The organism is Rhodococcus sp. 5A-K4, from assembly GCF_046097995.1.
Classification (GTDB): domain Bacteria; phylum Actinomycetota; class Actinomycetes; order Mycobacteriales; family Mycobacteriaceae; genus Rhodococcus_F; species Rhodococcus_F erythropolis.
The window spans coordinates 116,728-133,398 of the sequence record NZ_JBJURM010000007.1 but is presented as its reverse complement, the minus strand read 5'-3'; the positions used below and the strand labels follow the sequence as shown (position 1 = coordinate 133,398).

The following is a 16,671-nucleotide window of genomic DNA, read 5'->3' as shown; positions in this document are numbered from 1 at the left end:
AAGCAAGGTCGGACACAGCCGGGTCCCATATGAGAAGGTAAGCCTCTACTAACTAGTGGAGGAGTATTTTCGTGCGTGCGATGAAGTTCTCGGCGGTGGCTCTCTTGGGAGCACTGGTCGTAGGTATCAGTGGATGTTCGTCCTCGGACGCCGACGAGATCGCGGACGGTCGGGTCACCACGATCGATCACAAGTTCGGCGCCACCACGATCACCGGGACGCCGACGCGTATCGTCGCGGCCGACACCCAGTGGCTCGACGCTCTGCTCGAACTCGGAATCCAGCCGGTGGGGTACCTGGCTGCCGGCCCGATGGGCGACGAGCGTGGCCTGTTCCCGTGGGAGAGCGGCGTGGACGCGTCGGCGAAGGAACTTGATCGCTCGGCGATCCAGCAGTTCGGTGTCCCGCTCAAAGCAGAAGAAATTGCAGCATTGGATCCCGATCTGATTCTCGGCGGGTTCTCCGTCGCCGATCAAGACGATTTCGACCAGTTGAGCAAGATCGCTCCGACAATTGCCGGTCTGTCCGACGTCCAGGTCGATCCGTGGCAGGACCAGGTCGAGATTCTCGGTCGAGTTCTCGACAAGGAGTCGCGCGCCGACGAGATCGTCGAGGCGACAAGCGGGCAGATCGATGCGCTCGCGCAGCGGCTGCCAGGCCTGAAGGGCAAGACGGCGCTTCTGTCGCAGTACGTCTTCCCGACGTCGCAGTTGGTGATCGTCGCCGATCCCAAGGACGGCGCATCGGGATTGTTCACTAGCCTGGGAATGTCGTTGCCGCCCAAGCTCGTCGAAGAGGCGGGCGTTACCGGTGGCCGGCTGATGCTCAGCCCTGAACGGGTCGACGCTCTGAGCGCCGACGTCGTGGTGTTACTGCCGAACGGCGGAACGCTGGAAGACATGATGACGCTGCCGGGGTTCGCCGACCTACCCGCAGTCAAGAGTGGCGGTCTGGCGATCGTCGACTATCCGACTGTCGCCGGGTTGAACACTCCGTCTTCGCTGTCGCTGAAGTACTCGCTCGAATCGATCACGCCGCAGCTCGAAGCGGTGGCCGGCTAGCACTGCTGTGCGCCTTTATTAACCGCGGGCGGTTAATAAAGGCGCACAGCAGGGGGTCTAGGTCGCGTTGTGCGCGGGCTGGAAAGCTCCGGCTTCGGCAGCTTCCTCGGCGCGGATCACGTGGACCACGGCGTTGATCAGCGCCAGGTGTGTGAACGCCTGCGGGAAGTTACCCAGATGGCGACCGGTGTGGGCGTCGATCTCTTCGGCGTACAGCTTGAGCGGGCTCGCGAACCCGAGCAGGCGCTCGCAGAGATGCTTTGCCCGATCCAGTTCGCCGATCTCGACGAGGGCGGAGACGAGCCAGAAGGAACAGATGGTGAACGTGCCCTCCTCTCCGCTCAATCCGTCGTCGGTGGTGTCGACGCGATAGCGCAGGACCAGCCCCTCCTCGGTGAGCTCGTCGGCGATCGCCAGCACCGTCGCCCGGATGCGCGGATCGTCGGCCGGCAGGAAGCGCAGCAGCGGTGCCAACAAGAGCGACGCGTCGAGTGAATCGTGGCCGTACCGTTGTGTCAGAACTCCGCGCGAGTCGACGCCGTGCGCGAGGATGTCGGCCTTGATCTCGTCCGCGATGGCCGTCCATTGCTGCGCAAAGCTCTTCTCGCCCTGCATCTCCGCCAGCTTGGCGCCGCGATCGAGTGCGACCCAGCACATGATCTTCGACGACGTGAAGTGCTGTGGTTCGCCGCGCACTTCCCAGATCCCACGGTCGGGTTGGCGCCAGTGCTTGATCGCTTCCTCGACCTGCTTCTTGAGTAGCGGCCACAGCGCTTCGGGGACACGCTCGCGGGTGCGGATGTGGAGGTACACCGAGTCGAGCATGGTGCCCCAGATGTCGTGCTGCTGTTGATCGAATGCGCCGTTGCCGATGCGCACCGGACGGGCACCGTCGTATCCGGAGAGATGGTTGAGTTCGGATTCCTCGAGTGTGCGCTCGCCGCCGATGCCGTACATCACCTGCAAGGGATGCGGCTGACCGTTGTCCGAACTCGACACGTCGTAGATGAAGTTGAAGAAGTCGTTGGCCTCACGGTCCAACCCGAGCGTGTAGAGACCCCACAGTGCGAAGGTGGAATCGCGAACCCACGCGTAGCGATAGTCCCAGTTACGTTCTCCGCCTGGTGTTTCCGGAAGCGAGGTCGTCGATGCCGCGAGCAAGGCTCCGGTCGGCGCGTAGGTGAGCCCCTTGAGTGTGAGCGCACTGCGCTGCAGGTATCCGCGCCACGGGTGATCGGGGAACTTGCCGATCGTCACCCACTCGCGCCACGACTTGGACGTCTGCCACATCTTGTCGGCGGCCTCGTCGAACGTCTGCGGCGCGGGAAGATCCGACCACGAGAGCGCGACGTACACGTTGTCGCCTTCGACCAGTCGCGTCCGGGCCCGAGCCTCACGACCTTCCAGGCCCAGTCGTAGGTCGGTGGTCAAGCGCAGAGTTGGGTGGTCTCCGGGCTTGGCGGAGCGACACGTTGCCGTTGCTTCCTCGTAGACCTTTCCGGTGTACTCCCAATTCGCCGTGCCGCGGTGATAGTCGAACGCGGGCTCGCAGCTCATCTCGAGTTCAACGGTGCCGCTGACGCATTTGACCGTACGGAGAAGGGTGTGTTCGGCATCCCAGTCTGTGGGTGTGCGCTTGTGGGTGTTCGATCGCTTGTCGACGTTGTGCCAGGGACCGAGAACCAGGGCGTCGCGTACGACGAGCCAGCCGGTCTCGGTCTGCCAGGTGGTCTCGAGAATGAGTCCACCCGGCAGATAGCGTCGGGCGGCCGGGACGTTCTGGCCGTACGGGCCGATGCGGAAATGGCCTGCGCTGCGGTCGAGGATGGCACCGAACACGCTGGGGGAGTCCGGGCGGGGAACGCACATCCACTCGACGGATCCGTTGCGGGCAATCAGGCACGAGGTTTCGCAATCGGAAAGAAACGCGTAGTCGTCGATAGGGGGAAAGTTGCTTCGATGGTGACCCGTGGAGGCGGGAGGAATAGTCTGCACCACTTCGTCGTCAGCACTCATTCGGCCATCATCCGGCCAGAATCGACACACGTCCAATCCACACGCTGTCGGGACCGTATCGTCCGAAGGATAGGGTGTTGGCGTGGATCGGATAGCGGATTGGTGGGACAGCTTCGAGCTGTGGATGGCGGGGCTCCCGTTCATCCCGCAGGTCGCGTTGGTCCTGATCGTCGTCGTTCCGCTGTGCCGCCTGGTGGCCATCGGTCTGGATCGCGCGTTGGCCGCCGTTCTCGCTCTGCCGCTCTTCGGCTGGTTGCGTAGGAATTCTCGAGAAGTAGAGGAAAGCTGATGCCCCGCTCACGGGTCACTCTCGCCCTGATAGCCCTGATTCTCCTCGTGATCGTCGCGTGGCTTCTCACCCGTTAGTTCTCCCGATTAGAGCGGGCGCCGGTGCTCTGCTAAAGTCCACCGCGTGTCCGAAGCAACAGCTCCCGTAATCCGCCACCAGTTGGCGTTGATTGCTGTCGGCATGCTCGACGTCGCTGACGTCGCCTGTTGTTGATTTCCTGAGTTCGACCTCTCCGGTGGTGCTGCGCACCCCACTCGAACTTCTCTGCGCGTAACTCGCGCCCCCGATTCAGGGCTCATTGCCCGTCGGCTCTCCATGTCTGAACATCCCGATGGAATCAGCCCCAGAGGTCTCGGACTTGTCGTTTGACCAACCCTCGTTTGTCAGTCCTTTCAGGAAGGTATCTGCAATGAAACGCCGTTCCCGCACACTTCTCACTGCTATCGCGACCATGGGGGCCGTGGTACTCACAGCGTGCAGTGGTGGCTCGAGCGACACCGTGGGTGGTGACAGCGCCGCCAGCGACGGTAGCGCCGGCACGATCAACCTGTTCGCCTACGCCGTGCCGAAGCCCGGCTTCGACAAGCTCACCGCAGCCTTCCAGGCGACAGACGAGGGCAAGAACGTCAACTTCAATCCTTCGTACGGCGCCTCGGGCGACCAGTCGCGCAAGGTGAAGGACGGCGCCGAGGCAGACTTCGTCAACTTCTCCGTCGAGCCCGACATCACCCGCCTGGTCGATGCCGGTCTGGTAGATCAGAACTGGAACCAGGACGCCTACAACGGAATTCCGTTCGGATCGGTAGTCACCATCGTGACGCGTCCGGGGAACCCGAAGGGCATCAAGGACTGGGACGACCTGCTTCAGCCCGGCCTCGAGGTCGTCACGCCGAACCCGTTCAGCTCCGGCTCGGCCAAGTGGAACCTCTTGGCGCCGTACGCCGCCAAGAGCGACGGTGGCAAGAACCCGCAGGCGGGTCTCGACTACGTCACCGCCTTGGTCAACGATCACGTCAAGATCCAGCCCAAGTCGGGACGCGAGGCTTCGGAAGCCTTCCTGCAGGGCAGCGGTGACGTTCTGATCAGCTACGAGAACGAGGCACTGTTCATCGAAGGCAACGGCGACCCGGTCGAGCACGTCACCCCGCCCACGACCTTCAAGATCGAGAACCCGGTTGCCGTGATCTCGAACAGCAAGGTCCTCGACAAGGCGACCGCGTTCAAGGACTACCTGTACACGACCGAGGGTCAGACGCTCTGGGCCGAAGCAGGATTCCGTCCCGTTGATCCCGCCGTCGCTGCCAAGTTCACCGACAAGTTCCCCGAGCCGACCAAGCTGTGGACCATCGCAGACCTCGGCGGCTGGAAGGCCGTGGACAGCGCTCTGTTCACCAAGGACACCGGTTCGATCGCAGTGATCTACGACAACGCGACCAAGTAAGTCTGACGTGACTGACACTATTGACCCCACCCCCGTGGCTCGTCGGCGAAAACTCGCGCGGGTCACGGGGAGTGTGGGGCCGCTCGGAATCGGAGTGGCCACCCTGTGGCTCTCCGTGATCGTTCTGCTTCCGCTCGCCGCGTTGACCGCCACCGCGTTCGACGAGGGGATCTCCGGATTCTGGGACGCCATCACCGCACCCGTCGCCTTGGCGTCGTTGCGCGTGACGTTGTTGGTCTCGGTGATCGTGGCATTGATCAACGTCGTGATGGGCACGATCATCGCGTGGGTGCTGGTCCGGGACGACTTCCCGGGCAAGCGCATCGTCAACTCGATGATCGATCTGCCGTTCGCGCTACCCACCATCGTGGCGTCGATCGTGCTGCTGTCTCTCTACGGCCCGCAGTCACCGATCGACATCCACCTCAATGCAACCCAGCCCGGACTGATCGTGGCATTGGCCTTCGTGACCTTGCCGTTCGTGGTTCGCTCGGTGCAGCCGGTGCTGATGGAGGTCGACCGCGAAGTCGAGGAAGCCGCTGCATCGTTGGGGGCTTCCAACTGGACGATCTTTCGTTCCGTCGTTCTTCCGACGCTGGCGCCTGCCGTCATCTCCGGCGCGGGGCTCGCATTCGCCCGAGCGATCGGTGAATACGGCTCGGTCGTTCTGATCGGCGGCAACATCCCACGCGTGACACAGATGACGTCGCAGTACATTCAGCAGCAGATCGAGATCGATCGTCCGACCAACGCCGCTGCCGTCTCGGTAGCGTTGCTGGCCATCGCATTCGTGACGCTGTTCGTCCTGCGAATCTTCGCCTCGCGGGGACAGCGACGTGAGGAGAGTTCCCGATGAACGTGTCCAGAGGATCGAAGATCGGTCTGCGGACCATCGCTCTCGTCTACCTGTTCGTGTTGTTGGTCGTGCCGATCGGTGTGATCCTGACGCGAACGTTCGAGAACGGAATCGGCCCGTTCCTCGAATCGATCACGACACCGGCAGCGATCTCCGCGCTGAATCTTTCGCTGATCATCGTGGCGATCGTGGTCCCGATCAACGTGGTGTTCGGTGTTGTCACGGCTCTGGCACTCGTGCGTGGGCGTTTCCCTGGGCGGGGCGTACTGCAGTCGGTGGTCGACCTGCCCTTCGCAGTCTCGCCCGTCGTCGTCGGTGTGTCGTTGATTCTTCTGTGGGGTGCCAACGGTTGGTTCGGCGGCATCGAATCGTTGGGGTTCAAGGTCATCTTCGGCTTGCCAGGCATGGTGATCGCGACGATTTTCGTGACGCTGCCCTTCGTCGTCCGGGAAGTTGAACCCGTACTTCACGAGATCGGCGACGAGCAGGAACAAGCAGCCGCGACGCTCGGTGCCTCGGGCTGGCAGACGTTCTGGCGGATCACCTTGCCCGCGATCCGTTGGGGCTTGACGTACGGAATCGTGTTGACGGTGGCGCGTTCGCTCGGTGAATTCGGCGCAGTCATCATGGTCTCTTCCGGCTTCCCGGGGGTATCCCAGACACTGACATTGCTGGTGCATTCGCGATACATCGACGACCACAACACTTTTGGTGCGTATTCGGCGGCAACGCTGCTGATGGGCATCGCCATCATTGTCCTGTTGCTGATGACGCTGCTGGACCGTAAGAGGAGCACCACATGATCACAGTGACCGGGGCCCGCAAGAACTACGGTGACTTCGCGGCGCTCGACGACGTGACGGTCAACATTCCCTCGGGTTCGTTGACGGCATTGCTCGGGCCAAGTGGCTCGGGAAAGTCGACGTTGCTGCGTTCGATCGCAGGGCTCGAAGAGCTCGATTCGGGAACCATCACCATCGCAGGCAAGGACGTCACCGGCGTCTCGCCGCAGAAGCGTGACATCGGTTTCGTGTTCCAGCACTACGCAGCGTTCAAGCACATGACGGTGCGAGACAACGTGGCGTTCGGGCTCAAGATCCGCAAGCGCCCGAAGCCGGAGATCGAGAAGAAGGTCAACGAACTTCTCGAGATCGTCGGCCTCGACGGCTTTCAGCATCGGTACCCCGCGCAGCTGTCCGGTGGTCAACGCCAGCGCATGGCGTTGGCGCGCGCTCTGGCGGTGGATCCGCAGGTGCTCCTGCTCGACGAGCCCTTCGGCGCCCTCGACGCAAAGGTCCGTGCCGACCTGCGCACGTGGTTGCGTCGCCTGCATGACGAGGTGCACGTCACCACCGTCCTGGTCACACACGACCAGGAAGAGGCTCTCGACGTCGCCGACCGCATCGCGGTGCTGAACAAGGGGCGGATCGAGCAGATCGGTGAACCTGCTGACCTGTACGACCGCCCGTCCAACGACTTCGTGATGTCCTTCCTCGGATCCGTCGCGAAGCTCAACGGGCAGTTGGTCCGTCCGCACGACATCCGTCTCGGCCGCGATCCGAGCATGGCTCTCGCTCAGGAGTCCGGAACGGCCGAGTCCCTCGGCGTCACACGCGCAACCGTCGAGCGCGTCGTGTATCTCGGCTTCGAGGTTCGAGTCGACCTGCGCAACGAGGCAACCGGTGAGTTGTTCTCGGCTCAGGTCACCCGCGGTGACAGTGCAGCTCTGCGCCTCGAGGCGGGGGAGACGGTCTACGCCCGGGCTACCCGGGTGCCGGATCTGCCGGAGACTCCGGTGGTGACGCCGGAGCAGGAGCCGGTGACGGTGAGCGTCGTCGGCCAGGTATGACCTGCTTGCCCTGTTTGACCTGTTTCACCCCCACTCCTGTTTGAGCGAACGGCACTTTCGGCCTCCTGATGGCGCCGAAAGTGCCGTTCGCTCAGAGGTGGGGGTCGGGCAACAGCGAGACGAGCTCAGCCCTCTCGGCAGACGAGTTCAGCCCTCTCGGCAGACGAGGACCGGGCATTGGGCGTGGTGGATGAGGCTCTGACTGGTCGATCCGACTATCGACGCCATGAACGGGCTGCGGCCGTGGCTACCGACGACTACGAGTTGCGCTTCCGCCGAGTGCTCGAGCAGTGCCTTCATCGGTCCGCTGCGCTGGACACTCCGGGTGACTTCGACATCCGGGTACTTCTCCGTCCAGCCGGCGAGGCACTCGGACAGCAGAGCATGCTCATGCTGTTCGTACGGTCCCCAGTCGACGAAGCGCCTGGCTTCGGAGTATCCGCCGAGCGAGGCGTGCTCGTTCCAGGTGTGGACCGCAACCAAGGGAGCGCCGAGGAACGCGGCAAACTCGAAAGCATGCGCGACGGCGAGTTCGCTGAGCTTGCTTCCGTCGACGCCGACGACGATGGGCCTGGTGTCGGCTACCGCGTGCTCGCCGGTACCGCGGAACACCGCCACGGGGCAGTGCGCCCGGTTGACCACTCGAATGGTGTCGGAACCGAGAAACACCGATTGCATTTCGCTGGTACCGGCCTGACCAAGTGCAACGATGCGAGCGGATTTCGAAAGTTCGACGAGTGTGGTTGCGGGAGTGCCGGTCACGAGGCCGCGTTCGACGGTGACGTCGGTGTGATCGTCGCGAATGGCGTCCTCGGCCTCGTCGAGTAACTTTGCACCCTCGACGCGAAGGTGGTGGTCGAACATCTCTTCGTCGGTGACGTTGGTACCGCCACCTGACTCGGGTTGTCCCGGCAGAACGTGGGTCAGTCGCAATGGTTCGTCGAATCTCTTTGCAGCCGATGCTGCCCACCTCGCGGCGTTGACCGCGCTTGCCGAGCCGTCGATGCCGGCCACGATTCCGTGTCGAACAGATGCACTGGTCATGGAAGTCTCCTCGCGTCGCCTCCCTACCAGTGTGTCCCTGGTCACCCCGGGTTCGCTACAAACTCGTCAGCTCCCGCGGTGCGAGAACGTCGGTAGGCACTGCTGCGCGAGTCCGACGCGGGCGCAACGACGACAGAGCGGTGATGAATCCGTTACCGGGCAGTGTCAATTCCACGTTCTTCAACACGGTTCGGCGCATCAACGCGAGCAGGGCTGCGACGCCGGTGACTGCCATCCACATCGGCAGCGGGTACAGCGTCAAGCGTTCACCCAAGCCGAAAGTGAGGGTTCGTCCGAGAAGCAGTACGGCGCCGACGATTCCGGTGGCCGCGCACAGTCCCGACCATACTGCGATCCATTTGCTGTGCTTCCAAAATTGAATTGCCATGAGTACGAGAACGGCATGACGGGCGACGAAGCCGGGAAGTACTGCGGTCCAGTGAACGAAGGTCCCGTCGTTGGCCGGGAAGAGGCCGGTAGCCGCGGTGCTCAGTGCAACGACGACGGCAAGGCCGAGAATCCACTTTTTCGCACGACCGTCCGGAATGTACTTGTGCAGCAAGGCTGCACCGAGGATGGTGAGCGCACCGAGGATCATGAAGGCCGCGTTCATGACGTCGTGCATCGGCGAACACGAATCCACGCTGCATGTCGTCACGCCCAGCGAACTGATGGAGTCACGCGCGAAGCTGTACGGCGTCTTCCAGGCTCCGGCCGTGAAGATCTCGACAAGCAGGTAGAGCACCGACAGGACCCAGGCGGTGCCGGCTGTGCCGAGGCGAAGATTGTGAGTGATGGTGTTCCCTCTCGCGGCGCTCTGAGGGGATTGCACCCAAAGATCTGTTTCGCAGGCGAAGGATGAACCTTCGCAGGCTGGACAGATCCAACACTACGGTAACAATCTGATAACGGCCTGTGAAACCGGATCAGGCGGAGCGGACCAGACGGTCGGGTAGTGCATCAGCGACTTGTCGGTAACGGTCGATCATCGTTTCGATCAGTAGAGAGTGCCCACCGATCGTTTCGGCGAAACGCGCGCGCGGACATACCGTTGCTGCTGCAGCGCTGAGCCGGTCGGTCAGTAGGCCGGGAGCCAAGAACCAGGGTGCGACGACAACGCGTTCGGCGCCGTTCTGCTCGAGAGCGGAGATCGCCTGGGCAACTGTTGGTTCCGCGGATGTCGCGAAACAGATTCGAACGCCCGACCAGTTGGTTCCGCTCAGGAGAGTGGACGCCAGTTCTGCGGTCGCGGCGTTGGCACGCGCGTCGGACGAGCCGACTGCCGCAAGAGCGACACCGACCGACGGATCGTCCGGCCGGGCGCCCGCTTCGAGGATTCGCTCGCGCACTGCCTCGATAAGCCGAGCATCGCGACCTAGTACGTCTGCTTGGAACACGGTCAGTTGGGGGTGGCGTGTCGCGGCAGCGGCCAAGAGCCCGGGCAGATCTACCCGAGCGTGGAAGGCGTTGCCCAGCAGCATCGGAACAACAACGGCGTGAGTGTGGCCGTCGTGTGCAACTCCGTCCAGGACCTGATCGATGGACGGTGCATTGAGATCGAGAAACGCCAGCCGGACATCGAGGTCTGGCCGGGCTTCACGAAGAGCCGCCACGGCAGCCGCGATCACCCGAGCAGAACGGGGATCACGGCTGCCGTGCGCAACAGCAATGAGCGGAACCATCGACTTAGACGCGCTCGCCCAGTTCGACAGCGGAAATGACGTCGCCGACCAAGCCGGCTGCGAGAGTGTTTCCACCAGCGGGATCGATCAACAGGAAGCTGCCGGTGTGGCGGTTCACTGTGTAGTCGTCGGCCACGATCGGCTCGGCCACGCGGATCGAAATCTTGCCGATCTCGTTGAGCTCGAGAGTATCCGGGCCCTGATCCGTGGTGAGATCCTGCTCGTTGAAGCGCTCCACCAAGCTGCCGACGATGGCCTGCGTCGTGCGCGTGCCGTGCTTGAGCAGCAGACGTGCGCCGGGGCGCAGCGACTTCTCGGCCAACCAGCAGACGGTGGCGTCGAATTCGCCGATCGGCTCGGGTGCGTCAGACGGCGAGGCGATGGTGTCGCCGCGAGAGACGTCGACGTCGTCGGCCAGGATCAGCGTGACGCTGCGTCCCGCGTGGGCGACGTCGAGTTCACCGTCGGCCGTGTCGATACGAGTGACGGTGGTGCGCGTACCCGAGGGCAGGATCACCACTTCGTCGCCGGGTACGACGGAACCGGCGGCAACCTGGCCGGCGTATCCGCGGTAGTCGAGGAACTCGGCGGTACGCGGACGGATCACGTACTGCACCGGGAAACGCAGGCCGACGCGATGCGGCTCGGCGTCGACGGGAATCGACTCGAGGTGCTCGATCAGCGTGGGGCCGGTGTAGTACGGGGTCTTGTCGGAGCGGATGGCGACGTTGTCACCGTGCAGTGCCGATACCGGGATCTCGACGACGTCTTCGCTTGCCCAGCCCAGTGAGCTGGTGAGTTCGTTGAACTCGGCGGAGATCGAGGTGAATACCTCTTCGGGGTTCTCGACGAGGTCGATCTTGTTCACGGCGAGAACGAGCTTCGGGACACCGAGCAACGCGAGAACCGCTGCGTGCCTACGAGTCTGCGCGATGACGCCCTTGCGAGCATCGACCAGCAGGATCACGAGCTGAGCCGTCGAGGCACCGGAGACCGTGTTGCGGGTGTACTGCACGTGGCCCGGTGTATCGGCAAGCACGAAGGTGCGCTTGGGGGTCGCGAAGTAGCGGTACGCCACGTCGATGGTGATGCCCTGCTCACGCTCGGCGCGCAGTCCGTCCACCAGGAGCGACAGGTCAGGGGTGTCGAGACCCCGGTCCACCGACGCACGGGTAACGGCGTCGATCTGGTCGGCGAGAACGGATTTAGTGTCGTACAACAGGCGGCCCACGAGGGTGGACTTTCCGTCGTCGACGCTGCCGGCAGTTGCCAGTCTGAGCAGATCGCTCATCAGAAGTAGCCCTCTCGCTTGCGGTCTTCCATGGCCGCTTCGGAAACTCGGTCGTCGCCACGGGTCGCGCCGCGCTCGGTCAAACGTGATGCCGCAACCTCGGCGAGAATCGCTTCGTTGTCAGCCGCATCGGAGAGAACAGCACCCGTGGTCGAACCGTCGCCGACGGTGCGGTAACGCACCGAAAGGGTCTGCAGCTCTTCGCCGTCAGCCGGACCACCCCAGACTCCGGGGGTCATCCACATGCCGTCGCGCTGGTACACCGGACGCTGGTGGGCGTAGTAGATGCTGGCGAGTTCGACGTTGTCGCGGGCGATGTAACGCCAGATGTCCAGCTCGGTGAAGTTGCTGAGCGGGAAGACGCGCACCTGCTCGCCGGGGGAGTGGCGACCGTTGTAGAGGTTCCACAGTTCCGGGCGCTGCTTCTTGGGATCCCACTGGCCGAAAGCGTTGCGCAGCGAGAAGATCCGCTCCTTGGCGCGGGCGCGCTCCTCGTCGCGGCGAGCGCCACCGAAGACGGCGTCGAAGCGGTTCTCGGAGATCGCGTCCAGCAACGGAACGGTCTGCAGCGGGTTGCGGATACCGTCGGGGCGCTCGGTGAGGCGACCGTCCGCGATGTACTCCTCGACGCTGGCCACGTGCAGGCGCAGGTTGTACTTGGCCACGACGTGATCGCGGAAGTCGAGAACTTCCTGCAGGTTGTGGCCGGTATCGACGTGCAGCAGGGTGAACGGCAGCGGCGCAGGCCAGAAGGCCTTGATCGCCAGATGCAGCAGCACGGTGGAGTCCTTACCTCCCGAGAAGAGAATGACCGGGCGTTCGAACTCGCCGGCTACCTCTCGGAAGATGTGGATCGCTTCGGACTCGAGGGCGTCGAGAGTATCGAACTGTGTGCCGTCGAGCTGAGGACGTGAAAGTGTCAAGTCAACTGTCATGATGCGTGCAACCCGCATTCTGTCTTGGAGGCACCGGCCCAACGACCGCTACGCGGATCGCTGCCGGGGGCTGGCTTGCTGGTGCAGGGTGCGCAGCCGATGGACGGATAGCCCTCGTCGACAAGAGGATTGACGAGGATGGAATTGGTGTCGATGTAGTTCTGCATCTCCTCGTCCGACCACGGAGCGATCGGGTTGATCTTCACGAGGCCGAAGGCGTCGTCGAAGGAGATCAGGGGAGCGTTGGCGCGGGTGGGCGCTTCGACGCGGCGGATGCCGGTCACCCACGCGCTGTAGCCGGACAGTGTCTGCTTGAGGGGTGCGACCTTGCGCAATGCGCAGCAGCGGTTGGGATCACGGGCGAACAGATCCTTGCCCTCGGCGACATCCTGCTCGGCGACGCTTGCCAGCGCGCGTGCATTGATGACGTTGACGCCGTAGACCTGCTCGACCGCGTCACGTGTGCCGATGGTCTCGGGGAAGTGGTAGCCGGTGTCGAGGAAGAGTACGTCGACGCCCGGATGAACTTGTGCGGCAAGGTGAACCAGCACTCCATCCTGCATGTTCGACGCCACGATGTAACCGCTACGTTCCCCCGTCGCTGCGCTCGCCCCGTCGCCGAACGTGTCCTCGGTCCACTGCAACAGCTCCTGTGCGCTGGCTCCGTCGAGTTCTACGGCACCGCGCTCGGCGATGGACCGAAGCTCGTCGGCGGTTGCTCGCGAAATGTCCACTGTCATCGCAAATCTCCTTCGTCTGCGCGCACTGCCCATTCGGCGAACCGTTCACCTTCGTTGCGGTTCTTGACGAACTGACGTACGACGCGGTCGATGTAGTCACCCATCTCGACGCTGGTGACCTTGTGCTGGCGCAGCTTGCGTCCGAAGGCGCTGTCGAATCCGAGGCTGCCTCCCAGGTGAACCTGGAAACCCTCGACTTGATTCCCCTCACCGTCGTCGACGAGCTGGCCCTTGAAGCCGATGTCGGCGATCTGCGAGCGAGCGCAGGAGTTGGGGCAACCGTTGATGTTGATGGTGATCGGCACGTCGAGCTGGCTGTTGATGTCGGCGAGACGCTGTTCGAGTTCGGGCACGAGCACCTGCGAACGCTTGCGGGTCTCGGCGAACGAGAGCTTGCAGAACTCGATGCCGGAGCAGGCCATCAGGTTCTTGCGCCAGTGCGACGGACGGGCGGGAAGGCCCAGCGCGTCGAGATCGGCGATGAGCGGCTCGAGGGTCTCGTCGGCGACGTCGAGGATGATCAGCTTCTGGTACGGCGTGAAGCGGATCCGGTCGCTGCCGGCTTTCTCCGCGGCGTCGGCGACCTGAGCCAGGATGTCTCCCGAGACGCGGCCGGCGATCGGAGCGAAGCCGACTGCGTTGTGGCCGTTGCGGGTCTTCTGGATGCCGACGTGGTCGATCGGGCGCTTGGGCTTCTCCGGCGCGGGGCCGTCGATGAGCGGGCGCTTGAGGTACTCGGTCTCGAGAACCTCGCGGAATTTTTCGATGCCCCAGTCCTTGATGAGGAACTTGAGCCTTGCCTTCGCGCGCAGACGGCGGTAGCCGTAGTCACGGAAGATCGAGACGACACCCTCCCAGACATCGGGGACCTCGTCGAGCGGAATCCAGGCGCCGACGCGCTGCGCCAGCATCGGGTTGGTGGACAGTCCGCCGCCGACCCAGAGGTCGAGGCCCGGGCCGTGTTCGGGGTGGTTCACGCCGATGAAGGCGATGTCGTTGATCTCGTGAACGACGTCCTGCTGACCGGAGATGGCGGTCTTGAACTTGCGCGGCAGGTTGGAGTACTTGGGGTCGCCGATGTAGCGGCGCACGATCTCGTCGATCGCCGGGGTGGGATCGAGGACCTCGTCGAGCGATTCGCCGGCCAGGGGAGAACCGAGGACGACGCGGGGGCAGTCACCGCACGCTTCGGTGGTCTTGAGTCCGACGGCTTCGAGCCGCTTCCAGATCTCCGGAACGTTCTCGACCTCGATCCAGTGGAACTGGACGTTTTCGCGGTCGGACAGGTCGGCGGTGTTCCGGCCGAATTCCTTCGAGATGCCGGCGATGGTGCGCAGCTGCTCGACGTTGAGAGCGCCGGCGTCGCAACGCACGCGCATCATGAAGTATTTGGCCTCGAGCAGGTCGATATTCTCGTCGCCGGTGAAGGTGCCGTCGTAGCCTTCTTCGCGCTGGGTGTAGAGACCCCACCAGCGGAAGCGGCCGCGAAGGTCGCCCTTGTCGATGCTGTCGAATCCCTGCTTGGAGTAGATGTTCTCGATGCGGGCCCGAACGTTGAGCGGGTTGTCGTCCTTCTTGGCCTGCTCGTTGGCGTTGAGCGGCTCGCGGTAACCGAGGGCCCACTGACCTTCGGCGCGACGCTTGGCGGGACGCGCAGCGCGTGCGGGCCGGGCTTCGGCAGGTGCTGCCGAATCGGCGGGTGTGGCGGCGTCGGTGGTCGACGTCATCGATGAACTCCTGGATCTGGGCGGTTGATCGGCACGCGGCACGCACTATCGACGAACTGTGGCGGTGTCTGATCGGGACGCACCGGTCCGTGTCGGAAATCGAGGGGGCTGTCCTCGGTCTCGGAAAGCTCGCGGCCGGCAGGTGTGCTCACGAAAACGAACAGCTGGAGAAGCTGTATCTCTGAAACGACGTGTCTCTGCAGAGAGTTGTTTCGGTGAAGCAGATGGAGATGAGCGGGAAAGGCTGGAAGATCAGTGAAAGATCAACAGCTACACAGGTGCAGACACGACGAGCTGCACACACGCTTGAAGTCGACATGGCGACGCGCCACAAGTCGCACTCCGAGTCCGGTCATGCGGACCATTGTGCCACGTCAACTCGATAATTCCGACTCGGGCGCATATTTCCACGAAAAACGGGGGAAATATCGAGTTCAGGCCACGCGCCGACCTGCATCGCAGGCTGAATAGGTGTGCGTTCCGGATGCTGGGACACTGGAGGCGTGAATGCCACCAGCACGACTCCCACTCGACAGAGCGAGGCGACGCCCTTCGCCTTGCCCGCGCGATCGCTCGAGGGTGTCGGGAAACGGCCGTTCGGGATCTACATCCACGTCCCGTTCTGTGCCACCAGGTGTGGGTACTGCGATTTCAACACCTACACGGCCGGTGAGCTCGGAACCTCGGCGTCGCCGCAGTCGTGGCTGGAGGGTCTGCGACGCGAACTCGATCTCGCGGCCGAGATGACGGGCGCCCCGGCGGCCGAGACGGTGTTCGTGGGCGGTGGAACGCCGTCGCTGCTCGGTGGCGACGGGCTGTCCGACGTGCTGTCGGCGGTTCGCAGCAGCTTCGGCTTGGCGTCCGGCGCCGAAGTGACCACGGAATCGAACCCCGAATCGACGTCGCCGGAATTCTTCGACGCTCTCCGCAGTGCGGGATTCACCCGCATTTCCCTCGGCATGCAGTCCGCGGCTCAGCACGTCCTGAAGATCCTCGACCGCACCCACACTCCCGGCCGCGCCGTCGCTGCCGCGAAAGAGGCTCGCGCAGCTGGTTTTTCGCACGTGAACTTGGATTTGATCTATGGAACGCCAGGGGAGCGAGACCAAGATCTGGACGCCTCACTCGACGCGGTTCTCTCCGCCGATGTCGACCACGTCTCGGCCTACGCGTTGATCGTCGAGGACGGCACCGCCATGGCTCGCAAGGTCAGGCGCGGCGAGCTGCCCGCGCCGGACGACGACGTGCTGGCCTCACGATACGAACGAATCGATTCACGCCTGTCCGAGGCCGGCTTGCACTGGTACGAGGTCTCCAACTGGGCAAAGGCGGAAACCGCGGACTCCGGTGACACCCGGTGCCGTCACAACCTCGGCTACTGGGACGGTGGTGACTGGTGGGGCGCCGGACCGGGCGCGCATAGTCACGTCGGCGGAGTGCGGTGGTGGAACGTCAAGCACCCGGCACGGTACGCGGAACAGTTGGCCCTCGGTGAACTTCCCGTCGGCGGCAGCGAAGAACTGACCGCCGAGGACGAACACATGGAGCGCGTCATGTTGACCGCGCGGTTGCGTACGGGACTTCCGTTGTCGGAACTGTCTGCATCCGAACGCCTTTCGGTCGAACAGGTGGTAGTCGACGGGTTGGCCGTGATCGAGAACGATCACGTGGTTCTCACCGACCGTGGCCGCCTGCTCGCTGATGCGGTGATTCGCACGATCCTGACCTGACGCGGCACCA

Annotated in this window: 16 protein-coding genes; 8 read left to right on the top strand and 8 right to left on the bottom strand. The window is 63.6% G+C overall.

Going from position 1 to position 16,671, the window contains the following annotated elements; translation table 11 throughout:
- The first annotated feature begins 80 nt into the window (after positions 1–80).
- A complete protein-coding gene (locus ACKAMS_RS11940; protein ID WP_256064402.1) occupies positions 81–1,061 on the top strand; it encodes an ABC transporter substrate-binding protein in 981 nt (326 codons plus the stop codon).
- Positions 1,062–1,118: 57 nt separating this feature from the next.
- Here ACKAMS_RS11940 and ACKAMS_RS11935 read toward each other — a convergent pair whose 3' ends face one another.
- Positions 1,119–3,077, bottom strand: coding sequence for a glycoside hydrolase family 15 protein (locus ACKAMS_RS11935; protein ID WP_003944557.1), 1,959 nt, complete (start codon positions 3,075–3,077; stop codon positions 1,119–1,121).
- 82 nt (positions 3,078–3,159) lie between these two features.
- On the opposite strand from ACKAMS_RS11935, the gene ACKAMS_RS11930 reads away from it, so the two are divergent.
- The 6 genes from ACKAMS_RS11930 to ACKAMS_RS11905 all read left to right on the top strand — a co-directional run bounded on the left by ACKAMS_RS11930 (position 3,160) and on the right by ACKAMS_RS11905 (position 7,512).
- The gene (locus ACKAMS_RS11930; RefSeq protein WP_003944489.1) at positions 3,160–3,366 is read left to right on the top strand and encodes a hypothetical protein; all 207 of its coding nucleotides are present in this window, start codon (positions 3,160–3,162) and stop codon (positions 3,364–3,366) included.
- Between the two features lie 123 nt (positions 3,367–3,489).
- Positions 3,490–3,579: an Ms4533A family Cys-rich leader peptide gene (locus tag ACKAMS_RS11925; protein WP_309599318.1), complete on the top strand. Its 90-nt coding sequence runs from the start codon at positions 3,490–3,492 to the stop codon at positions 3,577–3,579.
- A gap of 196 nt (positions 3,580–3,775) precedes the next feature.
- Positions 3,776–4,807, top strand: a complete 1,032-nt coding sequence (locus tag ACKAMS_RS11920; RefSeq protein WP_003944569.1) for a sulfate ABC transporter substrate-binding protein — start codon at positions 3,776–3,778, stop codon at positions 4,805–4,807.
- Positions 4,808–4,814: 7 nt separating this feature from the next.
- Positions 4,815–5,663 carry a sulfate ABC transporter permease subunit CysT gene (gene cysT, locus ACKAMS_RS11915; RefSeq protein ID WP_003944556.1) on the top strand — a complete coding sequence of 283 codons (849 nt, stop codon included), beginning with the start codon at positions 4,815–4,817 and terminating at the stop codon, positions 5,661–5,663.
- Entirely contained in the window at positions 5,660–6,466 is an 807-nt protein-coding gene (cysW, locus tag ACKAMS_RS11910) for a sulfate ABC transporter permease subunit CysW (RefSeq protein WP_003944503.1), read from the top strand. The genes cysT and cysW overlap by 4 nt, the downstream gene beginning before the upstream one ends.
- The gene (locus ACKAMS_RS11905; RefSeq protein WP_408989073.1) at positions 6,463–7,512 is read left to right on the top strand and encodes a sulfate/molybdate ABC transporter ATP-binding protein; all 1,050 of its coding nucleotides are present in this window, start codon (positions 6,463–6,465) and stop codon (positions 7,510–7,512) included. The genes cysW and ACKAMS_RS11905 overlap by 4 nt, the downstream gene beginning before the upstream one ends.
- A gap of 147 nt (positions 7,513–7,659) precedes the next feature.
- Here ACKAMS_RS11905 and ACKAMS_RS11900 read toward each other — a convergent pair whose 3' ends face one another.
- The 7 genes from ACKAMS_RS11900 to ACKAMS_RS11870 all read right to left on the bottom strand — a co-directional run bounded on the left by ACKAMS_RS11900 (position 7,660) and on the right by ACKAMS_RS11870 (position 14,931).
- Entirely contained in the window at positions 7,660–8,556 is an 897-nt protein-coding gene (locus ACKAMS_RS11900) for a universal stress protein (RefSeq protein WP_019749037.1), read from the bottom strand.
- A 55-nt stretch (positions 8,557–8,611) separates the two neighbouring features.
- Complete coding sequence (locus tag ACKAMS_RS11895; protein ID WP_256064280.1) at positions 8,612–9,388, bottom strand: DUF998 domain-containing protein; 777 nt, start codon at positions 9,386–9,388, stop codon at positions 8,612–8,614.
- 94 nt (positions 9,389–9,482) lie between these two features.
- Complete coding sequence (locus ACKAMS_RS11890) at positions 9,483–10,238, bottom strand: sirohydrochlorin chelatase (RefSeq protein WP_020969974.1); 756 nt, start codon at positions 10,236–10,238, stop codon at positions 9,483–9,485.
- A 4-nt stretch (positions 10,239–10,242) separates the two neighbouring features.
- Complete coding sequence (locus tag ACKAMS_RS11885; RefSeq protein ID WP_408989072.1) at positions 10,243–11,529, bottom strand: sulfate adenylyltransferase subunit 1; 1,287 nt, start codon at positions 11,527–11,529, stop codon at positions 10,243–10,245.
- Complete coding sequence (gene cysD / locus ACKAMS_RS11880) at positions 11,529–12,464, bottom strand: sulfate adenylyltransferase subunit CysD (RefSeq protein WP_020908199.1); 936 nt, start codon at positions 12,462–12,464, stop codon at positions 11,529–11,531. Before cysD ends, ACKAMS_RS11885 begins: the two co-directional genes overlap by 1 nt.
- The gene (locus ACKAMS_RS11875; protein WP_046378754.1) at positions 12,461–13,204 is read right to left on the bottom strand and encodes a phosphoadenylyl-sulfate reductase; all 744 of its coding nucleotides are present in this window, start codon (positions 13,202–13,204) and stop codon (positions 12,461–12,463) included. The genes cysD and ACKAMS_RS11875 overlap by 4 nt, the downstream gene beginning before the upstream one ends.
- On the bottom strand, positions 13,201–14,931 hold the full coding sequence (locus tag ACKAMS_RS11870; RefSeq protein WP_019749031.1) for a nitrite/sulfite reductase: 1,731 nt from the start codon (positions 14,929–14,931) through the stop codon (positions 13,201–13,203). The genes ACKAMS_RS11875 and ACKAMS_RS11870 overlap by 4 nt, the downstream gene beginning before the upstream one ends.
- A 503-nt stretch (positions 14,932–15,434) precedes the next feature.
- On the opposite strand from ACKAMS_RS11870, the gene hemW reads away from it, so the two are divergent.
- Positions 15,435–16,661, top strand: coding sequence for a radical SAM family heme chaperone HemW (gene hemW / locus ACKAMS_RS11865; RefSeq protein ID WP_408989071.1), 1,227 nt, complete (start codon positions 15,435–15,437; stop codon positions 16,659–16,661).
- Positions 16,662–16,671 lie beyond the last annotated feature (10 nt).

Coding starts and splice junctions, on each gene's coding strand:
- ACKAMS_RS11870 (WP_019749031.1), bottom strand. CDS start 14,931: ATGACGTCGACCACCGACGCCGCCACACCCGCCGATTCGGCAGCACCT.
- ACKAMS_RS11905 (WP_408989073.1), top strand. CDS start 6,463: ATGATCACAGTGACCGGGGCCCGCAAGAACTACGGTGACTTCGCGGCG.
- ACKAMS_RS11920 (WP_003944569.1), top strand. CDS start 3,776: ATGAAACGCCGTTCCCGCACACTTCTCACTGCTATCGCGACCATGGGG.
- ACKAMS_RS11890 (WP_020969974.1), bottom strand. CDS start 10,238: ATGGTTCCGCTCATTGCTGTTGCGCACGGCAGCCGTGATCCCCGTTCT.
- cysW (WP_003944503.1), top strand. CDS start 5,660: ATGAACGTGTCCAGAGGATCGAAGATCGGTCTGCGGACCATCGCTCTC.
- ACKAMS_RS11935 (WP_003944557.1), bottom strand. CDS start 3,077: ATGAGTGCTGACGACGAAGTGGTGCAGACTATTCCTCCCGCCTCCACG.
- ACKAMS_RS11885 (WP_408989072.1), bottom strand. CDS start 11,529: ATGAGCGATCTGCTCAGACTGGCAACTGCCGGCAGCGTCGACGACGGA.
- ACKAMS_RS11875 (WP_046378754.1), bottom strand. CDS start 13,204: ATGACAGTGGACATTTCGCGAGCAACCGCCGACGAGCTTCGGTCCATC.
- cysD (WP_020908199.1), bottom strand. CDS start 12,464: ATGACAGTTGACTTGACACTTTCACGTCCTCAGCTCGACGGCACACAG.
- ACKAMS_RS11940 (WP_256064402.1), top strand. CDS start 81: ATGAAGTTCTCGGCGGTGGCTCTCTTGGGAGCACTGGTCGTAGGTATC.
- ACKAMS_RS11900 (WP_019749037.1), bottom strand. CDS start 8,556: ATGACCAGTGCATCTGTTCGACACGGAATCGTGGCCGGCATCGACGGC.